Below are 18,152 nucleotides of genomic sequence, written 5' to 3' on the forward strand. Positions count from 1 at the left end.
CTAAATACTTTCATACCCAAAGAGAAATTTATTATGCATCGCACTCCAAACCGCAGACAAATTCAAGCCAAACTTAGCACAATGCCTCCTCAACGTTCTCAAGCAACAGTTTACTTAAATGCTTACAAAATGATGTTAGAGAAGGAGCGTTTAGAGGAGGAACTAGAGAAACTCGAAGCACGCCGACATCAGATTCAGCAGCGTCTTGCCATTTTAAACAGTCAAACAATTGCTGAAGAGAACACGCTCCATCAGCAAGCAAATACTGGCTTAGAGGACAATACACCAAAATTCAAAACCTTAACATTGGAATACTAAGTACTAAGATTTCAGCTTGCCTATTCTTCGCACTTCCTTGCTCAACATTGGCTGTGGTCTTCTAAAATATATTTTTCTAAATTTTCATCCCACTTCAACAGCGAACGTTTTTGTTCTAGCTGGCATTCAATTAGTCAAAAATCGGGATTTAGGGGAAAGCCGAGATAGGGTAAAAGCGCGGACGCTCAGGTACGTTTACTACGTGTTTGATAATACTTTAACCCACAAACTCCGCCCCAAATCCCACCTAGAATGGTTCCAGTTTGAACACAAAATAACCAAACAGTAATTAAATATCCTGCCATCATTCCCTGACTTAAACCACTCAGGTTAGGATTTGAGAAACTTTGGTCAGTTTTCAGCGTCCATTTATACCACAGCCAACCAAGAAAAAAACCAATACCAGAACCAAGTAAAGCAAAAATAAATGACCACAAAAATGTTAATAAACCGTAATTCAAATTTTTCAAACGCACTGTAGCAAGCGCAAAAAATATCATTCCTATCAGTGCTGCAATTGTTGCTGTCAATAGAATTAATCTTATCATTCCTCAATTATTCTTAAAGGATAATTGTTTTATATTTTACTAATTTGTTCTGTTGGTGTCATCTTCAACCCATGTTTAGGCTATCGGGCTATAAACTGACATCCTTCATGCCTTGGGTCAGGTAAGTGAAATCTAAGAAAAATAAAAGTATGCCAAGTTGAAAGCTTTTCTGATTAGAGCTTTTGGAGCCAATGTTTCGCACCTTGATTGCGCTGTCGAAGTTTGCAGATAGAAAAACCATTTATCAAGTATTTCACAGCAAATGGCGGAATTTTAAATCGTTGCGATACCCCAAAGGTGGGCAACAAAGCCTGTCTCAAACCCTTATATATTCAGCTTTACGCTAGGCACGAAAATTTGTTGCTTAGTTATTTCTTACTTCTACTCAATTGCCTAAAATTAGCCAGATAGCTTCATAAGGAATGAAGAATCGACATCTAAAAGCCAATTCTCATCAATAAATTCTAGATTTTCATCATAAACAAGAACCAATTCACCAAGTTTTTGAGCATTACTATTTGCAGTTTTTGTATTATCAACAGCATCAGCTATGAGCAAAAACTTTAGTTGTAAAAAACGTTCTTCGTGAGTAACGCCTATTGAACTGCTAACTAATTCGGCTTCGAGAGTACGAGGTAACGTAATTTTCTCATAATATTCATCTTGTTCATCCCAATAGCCACACACTTTATAATCACACTGGTCAAGATGTTCTTGAACAAGAAGATTAGCATTTAAACTTTGTAATATTTCAGTTAAATCTTGCCAAACTTGATAATTTTTTAATTCGAGCCTTGTCATAGTTATCCCAACGTTAATTCACCCGATTGTATATCAACGACTAACCGACGATTTGTTAACCATTGACGACCGAGCAAAACTTCTGTTAAATCTTTGCCAACATGTACAGGTATGTCAAACTCTTGACCGTCAAATAGTACTTGACCAACATAGATTTCAAATTTTACATCCCCGCGTGCAGTTCGCATTGTTTGCTCTCGTAAACGCTCCCAACCAAGTGCATCTATATCTTGCTCATTAATCGCTAACCAATGCGAAAAACCTGTATCAAACATCGCCTCAACAGGTAATTCTAATCCATCTGATGTGATTAAATTAATTTCAAAAAGTAGTGCATCCTCATCACCAAAAAAACCAGAAATCGTCATATTGTGCCGCAAGCCCCAGACTCATTAATCCGAAAAGCATAGTGTATTTTGCCTGGATGCTGTTTGCGACACCGTAATGAAACTACTTCTAAATCTTTATCAACAAAATATTCTCCACTATCCGGTTCAACTGCAACAAACCAGTTGTAGTGAGTTTCAATTAATTCTGATTTGACTCGCTCAAAAATAGGTTTACAACGTTGGTAAAAAGCCTCGCGTTCGGCTTCATGTCGTGCTTTTTGTTCTTCATTCCACTGAATTTCGGGGAATATTCGTCCCCTGCGTGCGGTACGAGTGGGTTTGGTTTCAGTCATGGCTGATTATATTCGGAATCGCAATACTTATATTTTCTCTTATCCACACATCACAGATTAAATTCGATGAAAAAAGCCTCGCGTTCGGGGGTGTAGTTCCTCCTGTGCCTTCTACCTCCTACCTTACTCTTGTGTCTCATCGCCTTCCTGCTTTTCTGCTTCCAGAATCGCTAATAAAAGAGCTTCTTCCTGAATTTCAAACTCTTCTTCAGAAAGTTCTCCCATATCAAAAGCAAGTTGGAGTGCTAGAAGCTGCTTGCTGAGATTTTCTTTATCATCAATTTCAGTACTTGCTTGTTCTAAAATTTTTTCCCCAAGCCACGTTACCCCCATTAATGGGCCAGTAATCGGTAATAGTAAGAAGCGCAGAACCATATTAATTTACACTTGTGTAGATTTGTTACAGCCGTCTCACAAGACCGTAATCTTGCTGATGACATTATATAAAACATTACTTAGTCTTATGTTGATGCCAAAATGTGTTGGATTTGAGTTCAGTTAAGGCTTCTTGACATCTGTATTTTATATTCCCGATGTGCAAAAAATTACTTTTACATAAAATTATTACTTACGAGGTACTTAGAGCTTGACAACAGTATTAAATGCATCTCCCCAACGATTTGTCAATACCCCTGCTGTTCAACGTATCGCTCAACGTGCTTTGCGCTATCTACAGTCGGGTTTTTCAGTACATTTACGTGGTGCGGCCGGAGTCGGAAAAACTACTCTGGCAATGCATCTAGCTGATTTGCTCAACCAGCCTATCATCCTCTTATTTGGAGATGATGAGTTTAAAACCTCAGACTTGATTGGTAATCAATTAGGTTATACCCGCAAAAAGGTTGTTGATAATTTCATCCACAGCGTTGTGAAAGTTGAGGATGAACTTCGGCAACACTGGGTTGATGCCCGATTAACTCTAGCTTGTAAAGAAGGATTTACGCTGGTTTACGACGAATTCAATCGATCGCACCCGGAGGTAAATAACGTTTTACTCTCCGTACTTGAGGAGAGGTTGTTGGTATTGCCAACAAATCAACAGCGAGCAGAGTATATCAGGGTTCATCCTAAGTTTCGGGCAATTTTAACATCAAATCCTCAAGAGTATTGTGGAGTTCATGCAACTCAGGATGCTTTGATGGATCGTGTTATTACCATCGATATGCCTCCACCTGATGAACTAACTCAGCAGGAAATTGTAGTTCATAAAACAGGCATAGATTCTGAGAAAGCAGACAAAATCGTGCGCTTAGTGCGGATGTTTTGGAGTCGATCTGGCTCTGGGCTGGGCGGTGGATTACGTTCTTGTCTGATGATTGCTAGAATCTGCCACGAACACGAAATTTCCATCAATTTCGGAGATTCTTACTTCCAAGATATTTGTGCCGATATCCTGCTTTCTCGCACGAATCAACCTCTGATAGAAGCAACTCGGCTACTGGAAGAGGTTTTGAGTGAATTGCATCATAGTACAAATACTCAATCTCAGCCGACTGAGATCATACCAGACAGCCAAAATCAGATTGTATTGGAACAACGAGTACCTTACGAGCATGAAGTCTACAACTACCTGTGCAATTCTCCAGGAAGGCGTTTCTCTGAATTGGCAGTAGAGTTAGGGATCGATCGCAGTCAAATTGTAGCTGCACTCAAGTCTCTCAGAGAGCAGGGAGTATTAGTACAAATGCAGGGCAATGCCGAGCCGCAGAACATCTCACAGACACTTGCTTTTGATTCTGGCCATTTAATAAACAAATGAGTACTAATACTAATCGGGGAGCTATCACCACATCAACTCAAGGTTCTACCTTGGCAGATATTCTAGAACGGGTTCTAGATAAAGGCATTGTGATAGCAGGAGATATTTCTGTTTCCGTCGGCTCCACAGAACTGCTCAACATCCGAATTCGTTTGTTGATTTCTTCTGTTGATAAAGCCAAAGAGATTGGAATTAACTGGTGGGAAAGCGACCCCTACCTCAATAGTCAAGCTCGTTCCTTATTAACAACTAATCAACAACTTCAAGAGCGTGTTGCCAGTCTAGAAACAGAACTGCGATCGCTTAAAGCAGTCAATCCTATTAATAATCAGAATGCAGGCGATTAGCAAATCAAAAGGTTCCGATTCAGGTTTAGCGCCGTTGTTACTGACGGTTGTTGAACTGATACGCCAACTCATGGAAGCTCAGGTGATTCGGCGAATGGATGCTGGCAACCTCAGCGATTCTGAACTAGATCGAGCTGCCGAAAGCCTGCAAAAGCTTGAACAGCAAGTTGTTCAGCTTTGCGAGATATTTGATATTGACCCAGCCGATCTAAATATTAACTTGGGTGAAATGGGAAATTTACTTCCCCAATCTGGAGGATACTACCCCGGTGAAACCTCTAGTCAACCCTCTATTCTAGAACTCCTCGATCGCCTATTAAATACGGGTGTTGTGGTTGAGGGTGACTTGGACTTAGGACTGGCTCAATTAAGCTTAGTTCATGCCAAGTTAAGATTAGTACTCACTTCTAAACCCCTTTCATAGGGTGTAGGGGGTAGGGTGTAGGGTGTAGGGAACCCAGGGTTAAAAGCGTGGGATTGAAAACTTGGACACCTTATACCTCGTGCCACTTTCATTCGGTATAATTCTTCTTTTTTGGTAAGCTCTAAACCCACTCATACAAGGATTTTCTAATCCCTACACCCAACACCCCACACCCTGTTTTTGGTAACTTTTTTATCTATATTCTTCTTGGTAATACATTCTTATGAGTTATGGCTTTTACATTTACGGAATTTTGACCTTGCCCGCTCCACAAAATTTAAATTTACAGGGCATAGATCGGCAACCTGTACAAATTAAAATTTTGGATGGTTTTGCAGTCATTTACTCCGAAGCACAGCAAGAGCGTTATTTGGCAAGCCGCCGTAACCTGCTAAGTCATGAGAAAGTCCTTGAGGACATCATGGAAGCAGGCGATCGCAATTTATTACCCATGCAATTTGGACTTTTGATTTCAAGCTGGGAAACGGTTTCAGAGCAATTAATTCGTCCTCATCAAGAAGAATTGACGCAATTGCTTGCGAAGTTATCGGGTTGTCGAGAAGTTAGTGTCAAAGTTTTTTGGGATACTGAGGCAGAAATTCAGGGATTGTTAGCAGAAAATCCAAATCTCAAAACTGAAAGGGATAAGCTAGTGGGTCAACCCTTGAGTATGGAGCAAGCGATCCAAATAGGGCAAGCCATCGAACGGGGAATGAGCGATCGCAAGCAAGGCATCATAGATGTATTTCAAGGCACGCTCAACTCCATTGCTCTCGATATGGTGGAAAATACTCCCCAAATGGACACAATGATCTACAATGCAGCCTACCTAATTCCTTGGGAAGCAGAATCACAATTTAGCGAACACGTTGAAGCACTCGATCGTCAATTTGAAAACCGTTTGCGAATTCGCTACAACAATTTTACTGCCCCCTTTAATTTTGCTCGTCTTCGATTATTGATTTCCAAATGAATTAATTTTTTTCACTGTGAATAGCAGTAAAAATTGATAATGAAAAATTATTGAAACTTGTGAATTTTTATATACATTTTATTTAAGTAAAATCAATGGACGACATATTTAAAGGATTTGAACAGCTATTAGAAATTGCCAAAGCTTTAGAAGAAAAAGTAGAGAAAGGAGAGTTAAAAACTTCTATTGAAATTCGCTCTCATAATCTCAGCAGTATTCCCCGGCAAGGCAATATTCCGAGAAAAACTAGTTCCAGCCGAGTTCGAGCCAATTCTACTGATGCAGCTGCACCAATGGATAATGCTGATGATGTCACCACCCCATCAGCTAACAAGAACTCAAAAGCTTCTTGGCAAGGTGTCGGCGGCTTGGCTGATGTTCTCAAGGAAATCAGAGAGTTAGTTGAAATTCCCCTTAAACGTCCAGATTTATTGGTTAAATTAGGGTTAGAGCCTCCGTGTGGGGTTTTGCTAGTTGGCCCGCCCGGTACCGGAAAAACTTTAACAGCCCGTGTTTTGGCAGAAGAGTTAGAGTTAAACTACATTGCCATCAATGGCCCAGAGGTGATGAGCAAGTATTACGGGGAAGCAGAAGCTCGTTTACGAAGTATTTTTGAGAAAGCAACTCGTTCTGCTCCCTGCCTAATATTTATTGATGAAATTGACAGCCTTGCCCCAGATCGCAGCCAAGTGGAAGGCGAAGTTGAAAAAAGACTAGTGGCGCAGTTGCTTGGGTTAATGGATGGATTTGCCAAAACGGAGGGCGTACTTGTATTAGCGGCAACAAATCGTCCCGATTATCTCGATCCGGCGCTTCGTCGTCCGGGACGCTTCGATCGCGAAGTTCAGTTTCGGGTTCCCGATCGCAATGGACGATTAGAAATACTGACGATTTTGACAAGTGCCATGCCCTTGGAGACTGCGGTTAATTTAGGAGCGATCGCTGATTTGGCTGTCGGTTTTGTCGGTGCCGATATCAAAGCTCTTTGTCAAAAAGCAGCCTACATTGCCCTACGTCGTCAAGTCCCCTCGCTCAACAGTCCCATTCCTGAGAACATGGCTGTTATGCAGCAGGATTTTCTAGAAGCAATTAAGGAGATAAAACCCTCAGTTCTCAGGGATGTAGCAGTTGAAGCACCAAGTGTCAGTTGGGATGACATTGGTGGTTTGGATGATGTTAAACAAAAACTTCAAGAATCTGTAGAGGGCGCACTCCTTTATCCCGAACTATACGAGCAAACCAAAGCCAAGCCTCCCCGTGGGATTCTGTTGTGGGGGCCGCCGGGAACGGGAAAAACATTACTGGCAAAAGCGATCGCTTCGCAAGCTAGAGCCAACTTTATTGCTGTGAATGGCCCGGAATTACTCAGCCGATGGGTAGGAGCCGCAGAACAAGCAGTTAGAGAACTCTTTCGCAAAGCTCGACAAGCAGCGCCTTGCGTTGTGTTTGTAGATGAAATTGATACCTTAGCACCAGCACGGGGAAGATTCACTGGTGATTCTGGAGTTAGCGATCGCGTTGTCGGTCAACTACTCACCGAACTGGATGGGTTGCATGAATGCCCTAAAGTATTGTTAGTAGGAGCAACCAATCGTCCAGAAACCCTCGATCCTGCTTTACTCAGAGCCGGAAGATTGGACTTACAAATCAAAATCGATCTACCAGATAGAGCCAGCCGATTAGCGATTTTACGAGTTCACAATCTAGATCGTCCCTTGCTTGATGTCGATTTAGAAACCTGGGCGACAGTTACCGAAGATTGGAATGGCGCAGACTTGGCTTTGTTGAGCAATCAAGCTGCTTTAAGCGCAATTCGTCGATACCGCGCCCAGGGATTGACTGACTCCAGCCTGATTCAGATTACAAATGATGATTTCCAAGTTACATATCAAATGCTTGCTAATCAGCACTAATCTGAATAGTCTCTTATTTGAAACAACGCAGAAGTTAACAACAGAAGCTACTTAACGCGATGTACAACTTATCCTTAGAACCCCTCTCCAAACCTCTCCGCCACAGGGAGAGAAACTTTGATTCTTGCTCTTCAACGCTAGTAGGGAAGGGGCTGGGGGTTAGGTTTGAGAGAACGTTGCACACAGCGATACTTACTCTTTGGAAACACCTTTGATGTAAAAATAAGTGTCCCAGAGAACTTCATGTGTACAAACTTAATTACTTAATAAGTATCCCAAGTTTATGTCAGTATACGCCTATGCTCTTCTAGTACCCACCGCATCAGAGCTTGTTCTACCTTTTGGAATGGAAAGGAATACCGAACTCGTTTACTGTTCTGGTTTAGGTGCGATCGTAGAACCGGAAATCTCAGTAGAGGGAATACAAGCAACAGATGAGCGTTTACTTCAAGCTGTATTAATCCACGATCGCGTGATTCGAGAACTCTTTCAACAAACTCCCCTTCTTCCCTTACGCTTTGGCAGCGGTTTTACCTCGCAAGAAAAACTGCTGAATCATCTAGAACAGCACCAAGAGCAATATCTAGAAACCCTTACTCAGCTAGCAGACAAAGTTGAGTACACTTTAAAATTGACACCCAGTTCTTTGCTTGATGAGTCTGACACTATTGATGCTAGAGGAAAAGCCTATTTATTAGCGAAAAAACAACGCTACCAAACACAGCAAGCATTTCAAGCACAACAATCCGAACAGTGGGAACTCTTGAATCAGTCAATTCTCAAAACATACACAGATGTGATCTGTGAAACTCGACAGGCAGATGTGCGGCAAATCCACTTTTTGGCACAGCGCAACGATTCAACGCTCAGTACGCAGCAGCTTTACCTCTGGCAGGTACAATGCTCGCACTGGCAATTGGCACTCAGTGAACCTCTGCCACCCTATCATTTTCTAAAAAATACTCTCAGATAAATTCATAAAAAATAATAATTATAACTTTCCCAGAAAAAATGAAGATGGGCTGATTATTTCTTTAATTTTTTTCTAAAAAAATATTGTTAACTTTTTAATATTTTTTTTATTTTATTATATTTATCTCATATTTTTGGGAACACTAAACTCAGGAAGAATAAAACACATTGTGTAATTTTTACCTACTGCTCAATCAGAGCAAGATGAAACCAATAATCAGAGTTGTGAGAGTAAAAGAAAATGGCTGTTGAAAAAGTTAACTCATCTTCTAGTCTAGCTGAAGTTATTGACCGGATTTTGGACAAAGGAATTGTAGTTGATGCTTGGGTACGTGTTTCTTTAGTTGGTATTGAACTGCTATCAATCGAAGCTCGGATTGTAATTGCTTCAGTTGAAACTTACTTAAGATATGCCGAGGCAGTTGGTTTAACATCTCAGGCTGCTGTTCCATCTGCTGCTTAATAGCACATTATAAAAAGGGAGTCTTCATGGCTCCCATTTAATGTTTCTAGTTAACAAAATAGGAGAATTCAGCTGATGGCTCTCAAAAATTTGTGGGAACAAGAGCGATCGCAGCGATTGCAAATAACTGCTGAACGCCGTCAACAAGTTAACCAGTGGAAACAGCTAACTCAACAAGAATTGCAGTTGGAAGCAGATTTACTTCATCAAGAATTGAGCAGTTCTGTTACTAGTCTTCACCACAACAGAAAGTTACAACAGCAGCAATTTCAGCAAGAGATTGTAGAACGGCAATTAGAAATATTGCAAATAAAAACAGATGTCTGCCAACGCCAGCAAGAATACCGCCAACAGAGGACAGCAAAGGCTCAGACATTATTTCAAGATTTGCAAAATTTCCGAGCAATTTTACATAAAAGTGTTTGGGGCGACCGCACTCATGAACAAGTAGTTGCCCCACCTTCTGCTAAAACAGAAAAATTAGTGGCAACGGTTCCAAAATGGTCAATCTCTCGTTCTGGAATTAAAGCCACTGGTTTTCGTCCTTCCGTCAATACCATGACTAGAAAAGTGCCTGAATCGAATGCAGATACTAAATCTAAAGTGCAGCAATATATTCAGCAAGCCCAAGGAGCTACTTTAATAGAAATTGAAGAAGTGATTGGCTTAACCAGGGTGCAAACGATAGATATCCTGCGCTCCTTGATCAAGCAAGGAGTACTAGAACAACGCGATCGCCAATACTTTATTCGGCAACAAGCAATTTCTTAACAAATTTGATTCCAGCTCATTTTTTGTAATTGCAGACTAGCGGCTCTTGCGATCGCTTGTGTCTTTTGCCTTCAGGAGGCATAGCACGCAATCGATAAACATTAAAGCTGGTATATGCTTTGTAGTATTCAAAATTTCCATCTTTTTTTAAGGTCTGTATTGACAAGCAATTGTCTCAGTATATGTAACGTTGCAAAACTAATATAGATAACTTATTTCTAATTAAAAAAAGAGCTTAAATCTTTGTTCGAGCTTCCAGCTTTGAACTTTCAAAATGTCCGGATTGGAAAGGGATATAACAAGCTGGGGTAGCTCGATCGAGGTTTTGAACTGTGCTATTGGCGATCGCAAAATGAGGTTAGTAAGCTGGATTGTTTGATAAATTCTAATCTAAATGCAAAACTCAAGATATACAAGGAGGTGCGATCCATTGTGAATCAATTGATCGAGCAACTTCAAACTAAATTATTCACAGGTAGGCTGAATCTTGAAGCCAGGGACGGGCCGACTTGGACGCTATATTTTCGTTTAGGACGATTAATTTGGCAGGGTGGCGGTTCTAATGCCGATGAGCGATGGCGACGGCACTTGTCGCAATACTGTCCTAATCTGGATGTGGCAAAGTTGGAGGGGCTTGTCTCTCCCCAGGAAAGTTATCGCGAGTATTGCATTCTTAGTAAATTGCGAGAACAAAAATTAATCGAACAACAACAACTTGTTAGCCTGATTACAAGCTTAATAGCTGAAGTCCTGTTTGATATAATCCAGTACGTTGAAGCCAAAAGAAATGGCAACAATCCAGCAGGGCAGTTGTCACCTACTACCGTTGTTGGTGCAGTTCCTGGGTTTCTCCTAGCTGTACTACCAACTGAGGAAGTATTAAAACAGGCTACACAAGTCTGGCAAGAATGGCGAGATGCAGGATTAGCAAGTTACTCGCCTAATTTATATCCTGTTATTCAACAACTTGAACTACTCCAAGGACAAGCATCCTCTAAACAGATTATTTCTCTAGTTGATGGCACAAAAACTTTACGAGGTTTAGGGCAAAAAAGCGGTCGGGATGCCTTAGTTTTGTCTCGGTTCTTGATGCCATTGGTAAAAACAGGGGCGATCGCTTTTTCACCCACCCCAAGCCCCAGGAAGGTTGGGATTAGTCAAGAAACTGGCAAGCCCTCCAGTGCAGTTAATAATCCTAATTCTTCATTGAAGACAGAAGAGAACACTGTTATACAAGTTGCTCCCCCAGCGACTAGCAAACAAATTGTCACGCCGTCGAGTGCAGTTAATAATCCCAATTCTTCACTGAAGACAGAAGAGAACACTGTTATACAAGTTGCACCCCCCGCGACTAGCAAACAAATTGTCACTCCGTCGAGTGCAGTTAATCATTCCAATTCTTCACTGAAGACAGAAGAGAACACTGTTATACAAGTTGCTCCCCCAGCAGCTAGCAAAGCAATTATTGATGTCTCCAGACCTTTAGTAGCCTGTGTGGATGATAGTCCGACAATCTGTCGCAGTTTGGAGGAAATTCTTACCCATCAAAATTATCGCTTTATTGGCATTCAAGACTCTTTGACGGCAGTTTTAAAGCTAATTAAAAGCAAGCCCGACTTCATTTTTTTGGATCTTTTGATGCCAAAAGTGAATGGTTATGAAATTTGTTCTCAAATCCGTAAAACTCCAAGTCTTAAAGATGTGCCGGTTGTCATCTTAACGGGGAAGGATGGAATAGTAGATCGGATGCGAGCAAAATTAGTAGGGGCAACTGACTTTTTGGGTAAACCCGTAGAAGCAGACAAAGTACTCAATGTGCTTCACAAGTATTTAAACGTTTAGATTGAAGCGACAATCATGCCAGTAGCTCCTCTACACCCATTTTCAAAACAGATTTTGGATGTTAATTCATTTGTCGCAATCATGTTTCAAAATCTGAATTAAATAGCTAGGAAATAAAAATGAAAAAAGTTCTTTTAGTTGAAGATAGCCTCACAGAATCCGAAAAGATGACACGTTACCTGGAGCAAGGAGGATATTCAGTTTATGAAGTTCGCAGTGGTGAAGAGGCTCAACTGCGCTTGAAACAACAAAAACCTGACTTGATTCTACTGGATTTGATTTTGCCAGGTCAAAGTGGATTTGAGTTCTGCCGCAAGTTGAAAGCCGATCCGACAACAAAAGCAATCCCGGTAGTGATTTGCTCAACTAAAAACACAGATGTTGATAGAACTTGGGGCAATATGAGTGGTGCTGATGGCTATTTAGTCAAACCTGTAGATGAAAATACCTTGCTCCAGACTGTTAATAAATTTATTCGCTAAAGGAAACTGGGGCAATGGTACAGGGCAATGATAGCTTTAGAGCGCTACCTATTAATAGCCAATTTCGACTTGAAAACTCTCCCCAAGGAAACAACCAGAGGTTTTTAAGATTTCCGTTGAATGGAAAGGTGAATGGTTTACTCCCACTAGCTGATTTGCGGGGAGTAATTCAGGTTGCGCTGACCGAGATTTTGCCAGTACCCCAGGTAGCAGAATTCTTGTTAGGCATCATGAATTGGCGGGGAGAAGCTATCTGGATTCTTGATTTAGCAAGTTTGTTGGGAGCAACACACTGGTGTCGGCGAGAAAGTGTGCGTAGCTCTGGCATGGCGATGCTCGTTCAAGTCCAGAATCAAACCGTCGGGCTGTTGGTGGAGCAAGTCAATAGCATTGAAGTTTATGACCCCCAAGAGCGGTTAGCGGTTTCGGCATCGATGTTACCTGCCCGACTAGGCTCGTTCTTGCAGGGTTACTTTGTGGATTCTCAAGGTAGCCCTTTGATGTTAATTGACACCCATGTTGTGATTCAAGCCCTTCAGTCTCTTTAAAGTTCAGAGCTTCCTGCCTTCTGCCTGATTAACTTACTTTAACAACCTTCATAGCAAGAAAGATTATGGTAATGCATACACGTAGCCAACCACACTCAAATTCCGGCAACGGTTATAAGGACACCGATAACGGGCATACCGTCGATCTAAGAGCAAAACAGCAAATCTCTTCTACTCTAGAAGAATTGCGAACTGAACTGGATCAAGCTGATTGGGTGGAAACAGGGCCATTGCGAGACAGAATCCGCAAATTAAAAGAATTGGTAAGTGTTTTGCCATATCAAGACGGAGGAGATGGATTCGAGGTAGAGCAATTACAGGCGATCGCCAGCAGAATCCGTCAATTTTCCGATCTAGATACCTTGCTTGCTACTGCTGTCATGGAGGTACAAAGCGCACTGCAAGCCGATCGCGTGGTGGTGTATGAGTTTACGAATCCGACACTGGGGATAGTTGCTGCGGAGGCGATGAGGGATGGCTTTACCCCAATGCTGAAGGAAAAACTGCCCGCCGTCACTTTTGGGTTAGGTTCTGGCAAGGTTTATCAACAAGAAAAATTAGTAGCGATCGTCGATACCTACACTGCAAGCTTGTCCCCTTACCAAAAGCAGCTTATGGAGCGGTTTCAGGTCAGAGCTTGTTTGAGCTTGCCAATCTTAACAAAAGATGGGGTTTGGGGCTTGTTGGTAGTGCAGCAATGCACTGCTCCTCGCCAGTGGCAGAATGCTGAAATTAGGTCGCTAAAATTGCTCGCGCAGGAATTAGAAGCGCAACTGCAAGTTGCCGTGATTCAGGCTACGTTGCAACAAGAAGTGGAAAAAGACCAAATCCTGACTGGTGTAGCGAATAAAATTCTCCAGTCCAAAGATGTAGATACCATCTTTCGCATTGCCACCCAAGAAGTACGACAGTCACTAAAATGCGATCGCGTAGCAATATATCGTTTCAATCCTGACTGGACTGGGGAATTTATTGCTGAATCTGTGGGATCTGAGTGGGTTTCTCTGTTAGAAGAACAGCGAAATAATCCAGCAATTGCCAAGAACGTTAACTATTGTAGTGTTAGGAACCTTGCAGAGGAAGGGGGATTAGCTGGGACAACAGGGCGATCGCACAGTGCAGATAGCTACATTCAGCACACCCAAGGCAAAACTTTCCATCGCGGACAGATATATCGAGTCACTAATGATATCTACAGCGGTGGTTTTTCTGACTGCTATATCAAAATTTTAGAAACCTATCAAGCCAAAGCATACATTATTGTCGCCATCTTTCAGGGAGAACAGTTGTGGGGCTTGCTGGCTGCTTATCAAAATTCTCAGCCTCGTCAGTGGAAAGATAGTGAAGTGCGACTGCTGGTGCAGGTTGCATCTCTATCTAGTATTGCTATTCAACAGTTGCAATATCAGCAACAACTTTATAACCGTTCTGAGGAGTCTGCCAAACTTGTTGAACGAGAACGTACTGTTTTCGGCATCATTGAAAAGATTGGACAAGCAACGGATCTTCGCACCCTTTTCCGCACTACAACCCAAGAGTTGCGGCGATTTTTAAAATGCGATCGCGTTGTCGTTTATCAATTTTATCCAGACTGGAGTGGAGAAGTTATCGCTGAATCTGTGGTTGCTGGTTGGTCGTCCCTGTTGGATATTCAGGAACAAGAAAGCATTTTAAAAACAGGTATGGTATCTTCAGAGCGTTGCCATGTTAAGGATTATGGCTCCCCTGTTAAACCTGATGCCGATACCTATCTTAAGGAAACGCAGGGTGGAATGTACGCCAAAGAAAAGCGCTTCCGCAAAGTCAACGATATTTATGCTGCTGGTTTTTCACCTTGCTATTTAGAAGCATTAGAGAAGTTCCAAGCCAAAGCGTACATCATTGTTCCCATTTTCCGCGCTGGTAATCTCTGGGGTTTGTTAGCAGCCTATCAAAATTCTGATGTCCGCAAATGGACTGATGAAGAGACCGGTGCTTTGTTGCAGATCGGCGAATCGTTGAGCATTGCTCTCCAGCAAGCTGAATATATCGAACAGCTACGGTTAAAAAATCTAGAAATGACCCAAGTAGCTGAAGTAGAAAATGCGATCGCCCGAATGACGGATAGAATGCGTCATTCCCAACACGCAGAAACGATTTACCGCACTACCTTGGCAGAATTGCGGCAGTTGTTCAAATGCGATCGCCTAGCAATATATCGCTTCAACTCTGACTGGAGTGGTGAATTTATTGCTGAATCTGTAGGAACTGACTGGGTGCCTCTGGTTGGCCCCGATATCAAAACCGTATGTGAAGACGAACACCTACAGCAAACCCAAGGCGGGCGCTATCGCAACAATGAAACCTTTGCCGTCAATGACATCTATACTGTTGGTCATGCCCAGTGCCACATCGACCTGTTAGAGCAGTTCCAGGCTAAAGCCTACACCATCGCCCCTATTTTTGCTGGAAACAAACTTTGGGGTTTGTTAGGAGCTTACCAAAATAGCGGCCCGCGCCAGTGGAATTCCGAAGAGGTGCGATTGCTGACCAAACTGGGCATTCAGTTGGGGTTAAGCGTGCAGCAAGCCGAGTACATCGGAGAACTGAAAACGAAGAATGCAGAGTTGGCACGGGCAGCAGAAGAGGAACAGGTGCTGACAGGGATGGTGGAAAAAATTCGCCAAGCTCAAGAAGCAGATACAATTTTCCTGAATGTGCTGCCAAGTTTACGCAAACAACTACAGTGCGATCGCCTAGCAGTATTCCGCTTTCATCCCGACTGGAGTGTGGAATTTATTGCCGAATCCGTAAAAGATCAATGGCTGTCTTTGGCTAGTTCCGACATCAAAACGATGTGGATGGACGAGCACTTACAAGAAACTCAGGGCGGACGCTATCGCAATCATGAAACCTTTGTTGTCAATGATATCTACGCTGTCGGTCACGTTCAGTGCTACCTAGAGATATTAGAAAAAATCCAGGCCAAAGCTTACACAATCGCTCCGATCTTTATTGAAAACAAACTCTGGGGCTTTTTAGGAGCATACCAAAATACTGGCCCTCGGCAGTGGAAATCCAAGGATGTGCAACTGTTGCGAAAAGTAGCAGTGCAAATGGGTATAGGCTTGCAACAGGTTAAGTATATCGAACAGCTCAAGAAGAAGAATGCAGAGTTAGCCAGAACCGCAGAAGGGGAACGAGCGCTAACACGGCTGTCAGAAAAAATCCGCCAAGTTCAAGAGCTAGATACGATTTTCCGCAACGCCTTACCAGAATTGCGATCGCATTTGGAATGCGATCGTCTTGCAGTGTATCGCTTCAATCCAGATTGGGGTGGAGAATTTATTGCCGAATCCGTAAGTCGGGAATGGGTGGCTTTGGTTGGCCCCGATATCAGGACTGTCTGGGAAGACGAACACCTCCAACAAACCCAAGGTGGACGCTATCGCCACAACGAGACGTTTGTTATCAATGACATTTACACTTCTGGCCATGCCCAGTGCCACATAAAAATTCTCGAGCAATTCCAGATGAGAGCTTATATCATCACCCCGATTATTGCCGGCAACAAGCTCTGGGGTTTGTTAGGAGCATATCAGAATGACGGGCCGCGGCAATGGCAAGATAATGAAATCAACTTGGTAGCGAAAATCGGCACGCAGTTTGGGGTAGCCGTCCAGCAATCGCAATACTTACAGCAAACCTTAAACAAGAACGAGGAACTGATCAAACTGGCAGAACGGGAAGTAGCAAACGCCCGATTTTCCTATCGCTTGCCTAGTCGGTTAACAGAGATGGCTCAAAGTCATAGTGATGTTCTGGAATTTGTCCAGTTTGCCACCCACGAACTTCGTCAGCTACTAAAAGTAGATCGAGTTGGAGTTTACCGTTTTGAGCCTGATTGGTCTGGAGAATTTGTAGTTGAGTCTGTGAGTGGGGATTGGCCTAAGCTTGTGGGAACTAGCCTTGCCAGAGTTAGAGATAGCTTTCTCCAGTACAACAAAGGCGGGCGTTATGCCCGTAAAGAAAGTTTGCGGGTTGACAATATATATACTGTCGGTCATGACGAATGCCACATCCAATTATTAGAAATGTGGGGAACTAAAGCCTACATGATTGCTCCGATTTTTCAAGAAGATCGGCTATGGGGGCTGATGGGAGTTTATCAAAATAGCGCCCTGCGCCAGTGGGAGCAATCAGAGGAGGATGTTCTCAACCAAGCCAGCGTCCAGATTGGTATTGCCCTCAATCTTGCAGAGTACCTCAAACAGGTGCGTACTCAAGAGCAGCAACTAGCAGAAGCAGCAGAGCGCGATCGCACCGCACGGGAAAAACTGCAACAAGGAGCAATACGCGTTCTCATGGCTTTGGAACCATCCTTCAGAGGCGATCTCACCGTTCGCGCTCCCCTATCTGAAGATGAAATTGGAACGATCGCCGATGGTTACAACACGACGATCCAAAGTTTGCGAGATTTAGTCCGACAAGTGCAGATTGCTGCTGGCCGAGTGAGTGAAACTTCCAGCAATAACACTATCTCAGTAGTTAAACTATCTGACCAAGCTCAACAGCAAGCAGAACGCCTCGAAAATGCTCTAGAACAATTACAAATGATGGTAACTTCCACCCAGGTAGTTGCTACTGATGCCCAAAGAGTAGGACAGGCTGTTCAAAGAGCTAATAACACCGTCCAAGCTGGCGATTCCCTGATGGAAAGAACCGTAGATGGCATTTTGGAGATTCGGGAAACCGTCTCCGAAACAGCGAAGAAGATTAAACGCCTTGGTGAAGCTTCTCAGAAAATCTCGAAAGTAGTGAGTTTGATTGAAAATTTTGCCACTCAAACTAATTTGCTGGCACTCAATGCGGCGATCGAGGCTACCCGTGCCGGAGAGTATGGCAAAGGCTTTGCAGTGGTTGCAGATGAAGTTCGTTCCCTGGCTTATCAGTCAGCTAGTGCCACCACAGAAATTGAGCGACTCGTCCAAGAAATTCAAAGTGGAACCAACGAAGTTACCCAAGCAATGGAAGTAGGGATTACCCAAGTTGTCCAAGGCTCGAAATTGATCGATGAGACTCGTCATTCCCTGAGTGCGATCGTCGCAGCTACCAACGAAATTGGTGGACTAGTACAAGGAATTAACCAAGCAGTTTCCACTCAAAGTCAGCAATCTCAGATGTTGACAGAAGCGATGATGGATGTTTCGGCGATCGCCCGCAAGACTTCACAAAGTGCAATGCACATTTCTGAGTCTTTTGAGGAACTACGGATGACTTCACAACAACTGGAAACCAGCGTTAGCCAGTTCAAAGTTGATTAATCTCGC

General features: G+C 42.8%; 18 protein-coding genes. 13 read left to right on the forward strand and 5 right to left on the reverse strand.

Going from position 1 to position 18,152, the window contains the following annotated elements; all coding sequences use genetic code 11:
• Window positions 1-33 precede the first annotated feature (33 nt).
• Window positions 34-318 carry a hypothetical protein gene (locus RM049_RS31035; protein WP_322706903.1) on the forward strand — a complete coding sequence of 95 codons (285 nt, stop codon included), beginning with the start codon at window positions 34-36 and terminating at the stop codon, window positions 316-318.
• A gap of 185 nt (window positions 319-503) precedes the next feature.
• Here RM049_RS31035 and RM049_RS31040 read toward each other — a convergent pair whose 3' ends face one another.
• The 5 genes from RM049_RS31040 to RM049_RS31060 form a co-directional block, all read right to left on the reverse strand.
• On the reverse strand, window positions 504-866 hold the full coding sequence (locus RM049_RS31040; RefSeq protein ID WP_322706904.1) for a hypothetical protein: 363 nt from the start codon (window positions 864-866) through the stop codon (window positions 504-506).
• A gap of 399 nt (window positions 867-1,265) precedes the next feature.
• Entirely contained in the window at window positions 1,266-1,667 is a 402-nt protein-coding gene (locus RM049_RS31045) for a hypothetical protein (RefSeq protein ID WP_322706905.1), read from the reverse strand.
• Window positions 1,668-1,669: 2 nt separating this feature from the next.
• Window positions 1,670-2,035, reverse strand: coding sequence for a retroviral-like aspartic protease family protein (locus RM049_RS31050; protein WP_322706906.1), 366 nt, complete (start codon window positions 2,033-2,035; stop codon window positions 1,670-1,672).
• Complete coding sequence (locus RM049_RS31055) at window positions 2,032-2,349, reverse strand: hypothetical protein (protein ID WP_322706907.1); 318 nt, start codon at window positions 2,347-2,349, stop codon at window positions 2,032-2,034. Before RM049_RS31055 ends, RM049_RS31050 begins: the two co-directional genes overlap by 4 nt.
• 123 nt (window positions 2,350-2,472) lie before the next feature.
• On the reverse strand, window positions 2,473-2,724 hold the full coding sequence (locus RM049_RS31060; protein WP_322706908.1) for a gas vesicle protein GvpG: 252 nt from the start codon (window positions 2,722-2,724) through the stop codon (window positions 2,473-2,475).
• Window positions 2,725-2,935: 211 nt separating this feature from the next.
• On the opposite strand from RM049_RS31060, the gene gvpN reads away from it, so the two are divergent.
• The 12 genes from gvpN to RM049_RS31120 all read left to right on the forward strand — a co-directional run bounded on the left by gvpN (window position 2,936) and on the right by RM049_RS31120 (window position 18,146).
• The gene (gene gvpN, locus RM049_RS31065; protein ID WP_322706909.1) at window positions 2,936-4,108 is read left to right on the forward strand and encodes a gas vesicle protein GvpN; all 1,173 of its coding nucleotides are present in this window, start codon (window positions 2,936-2,938) and stop codon (window positions 4,106-4,108) included.
• Window positions 4,105-4,455, forward strand: coding sequence for a gas vesicle protein (locus RM049_RS31070; protein ID WP_322706910.1), 351 nt, complete (start codon window positions 4,105-4,107; stop codon window positions 4,453-4,455). The genes gvpN and RM049_RS31070 overlap by 4 nt, the downstream gene beginning before the upstream one ends.
• A complete protein-coding gene (locus RM049_RS31075; protein WP_322673884.1) occupies window positions 4,442-4,879 on the forward strand; it encodes a gas vesicle protein K in 438 nt (145 codons plus the stop codon). Before RM049_RS31070 ends, RM049_RS31075 begins: the two co-directional genes overlap by 14 nt.
• A gap of 223 nt (window positions 4,880-5,102) precedes the next feature.
• A complete protein-coding gene (locus RM049_RS31080) occupies window positions 5,103-5,852 on the forward strand; it encodes a GvpL/GvpF family gas vesicle protein (RefSeq protein WP_322690750.1) in 750 nt (249 codons plus the stop codon).
• A 95-nt stretch (window positions 5,853-5,947) separates the two neighbouring features.
• Window positions 5,948-7,765: an AAA family ATPase gene (locus RM049_RS31085; RefSeq protein ID WP_322706911.1), complete on the forward strand. Its 1,818-nt coding sequence runs from the start codon at window positions 5,948-5,950 to the stop codon at window positions 7,763-7,765.
• 283 nt (window positions 7,766-8,048) lie between these two features.
• Complete coding sequence (locus RM049_RS31090) at window positions 8,049-8,738, forward strand: GvpL/GvpF family gas vesicle protein (protein WP_322706912.1); 690 nt, start codon at window positions 8,049-8,051, stop codon at window positions 8,736-8,738.
• Between the two features lie 240 nt (window positions 8,739-8,978).
• Complete coding sequence (gene gvpA / locus RM049_RS31095; protein ID WP_163931998.1) at window positions 8,979-9,200, forward strand: gas vesicle structural protein GvpA; 222 nt, start codon at window positions 8,979-8,981, stop codon at window positions 9,198-9,200.
• A 75-nt stretch (window positions 9,201-9,275) separates the two neighbouring features.
• Entirely contained in the window at window positions 9,276-9,971 is a 696-nt protein-coding gene (locus tag RM049_RS31100) for a gas vesicle protein GvpC (protein WP_322673880.1), read from the forward strand.
• Window positions 9,972-10,403: 432 nt separating this feature from the next.
• The gene (locus RM049_RS31105; RefSeq protein ID WP_322706913.1) at window positions 10,404-11,813 is read left to right on the forward strand and encodes a response regulator; all 1,410 of its coding nucleotides are present in this window, start codon (window positions 10,404-10,406) and stop codon (window positions 11,811-11,813) included.
• A 119-nt stretch (window positions 11,814-11,932) separates the two neighbouring features.
• Complete coding sequence (locus RM049_RS31110; protein WP_322651336.1) at window positions 11,933-12,295, forward strand: response regulator transcription factor; 363 nt, start codon at window positions 11,933-11,935, stop codon at window positions 12,293-12,295.
• Between the two features lie 14 nt (window positions 12,296-12,309).
• Complete coding sequence (locus RM049_RS31115) at window positions 12,310-12,843, forward strand: chemotaxis protein CheW (RefSeq protein ID WP_322673878.1); 534 nt, start codon at window positions 12,310-12,312, stop codon at window positions 12,841-12,843.
• A gap of 65 nt (window positions 12,844-12,908) precedes the next feature.
• The gene (locus tag RM049_RS31120; RefSeq protein ID WP_322706914.1) at window positions 12,909-18,146 is read left to right on the forward strand and encodes a GAF domain-containing protein; all 5,238 of its coding nucleotides are present in this window, start codon (window positions 12,909-12,911) and stop codon (window positions 18,144-18,146) included.
• Window positions 18,147-18,152 lie beyond the last annotated feature (6 nt).

It is taken from the genome of Nostoc sp. DedQUE04 (assembly GCF_034530995.1).
In the GTDB taxonomy this organism is placed as follows: domain Bacteria; phylum Cyanobacteriota; class Cyanobacteriia; order Cyanobacteriales; family Nostocaceae; genus Nostoc.

What these genes read in the sequence shown, in the direction of transcription:
- RM049_RS31035 (WP_322706903.1), top strand. Translation starts at nt 34, where the DNA reads ATGCATCGCACTCCAAACCGCAGACAAATTCAAGCCAAACTTAGCACA.
- RM049_RS31040 (WP_322706904.1), bottom strand. Translation starts at nt 866, where the DNA reads ATGATAAGATTAATTCTATTGACAGCAACAATTGCAGCACTGATAGGA.
- RM049_RS31045 (WP_322706905.1), bottom strand. Translation starts at nt 1,667, where the DNA reads ATGACAAGGCTCGAATTAAAAAATTATCAAGTTTGGCAAGATTTAACT.
- RM049_RS31050 (WP_322706906.1), bottom strand. Translation starts at nt 2,035, where the DNA reads ATGACGATTTCTGGTTTTTTTGGTGATGAGGATGCACTACTTTTTGAA.
- RM049_RS31055 (WP_322706907.1), bottom strand. Translation starts at nt 2,349, where the DNA reads ATGACTGAAACCAAACCCACTCGTACCGCACGCAGGGGACGAATATTC.
- RM049_RS31060 (WP_322706908.1), bottom strand. Translation starts at nt 2,724, where the DNA reads ATGGTTCTGCGCTTCTTACTATTACCGATTACTGGCCCATTAATGGGG.
- RM049_RS31070 (WP_322706910.1), top strand. Translation starts at nt 4,105, where the DNA reads ATGAGTACTAATACTAATCGGGGAGCTATCACCACATCAACTCAAGGT.
- RM049_RS31075 (WP_322673884.1), top strand. Translation starts at nt 4,442, where the DNA reads ATGCAGGCGATTAGCAAATCAAAAGGTTCCGATTCAGGTTTAGCGCCG.
- RM049_RS31080 (WP_322690750.1), top strand. Translation starts at nt 5,103, where the DNA reads ATGAGTTATGGCTTTTACATTTACGGAATTTTGACCTTGCCCGCTCCA.
- RM049_RS31085 (WP_322706911.1), top strand. Translation starts at nt 5,948, where the DNA reads ATGGACGACATATTTAAAGGATTTGAACAGCTATTAGAAATTGCCAAA.
- RM049_RS31090 (WP_322706912.1), top strand. Translation starts at nt 8,049, where the DNA reads ATGTCAGTATACGCCTATGCTCTTCTAGTACCCACCGCATCAGAGCTT.
- gvpA (WP_163931998.1), top strand. Translation starts at nt 8,979, where the DNA reads ATGGCTGTTGAAAAAGTTAACTCATCTTCTAGTCTAGCTGAAGTTATT.
- RM049_RS31100 (WP_322673880.1), top strand. Translation starts at nt 9,276, where the DNA reads ATGGCTCTCAAAAATTTGTGGGAACAAGAGCGATCGCAGCGATTGCAA.
- RM049_RS31110 (WP_322651336.1), top strand. Translation starts at nt 11,933, where the DNA reads ATGAAAAAAGTTCTTTTAGTTGAAGATAGCCTCACAGAATCCGAAAAG.
- RM049_RS31115 (WP_322673878.1), top strand. Translation starts at nt 12,310, where the DNA reads ATGGTACAGGGCAATGATAGCTTTAGAGCGCTACCTATTAATAGCCAA.
- RM049_RS31120 (WP_322706914.1), top strand. Translation starts at nt 12,909, where the DNA reads ATGGTAATGCATACACGTAGCCAACCACACTCAAATTCCGGCAACGGT.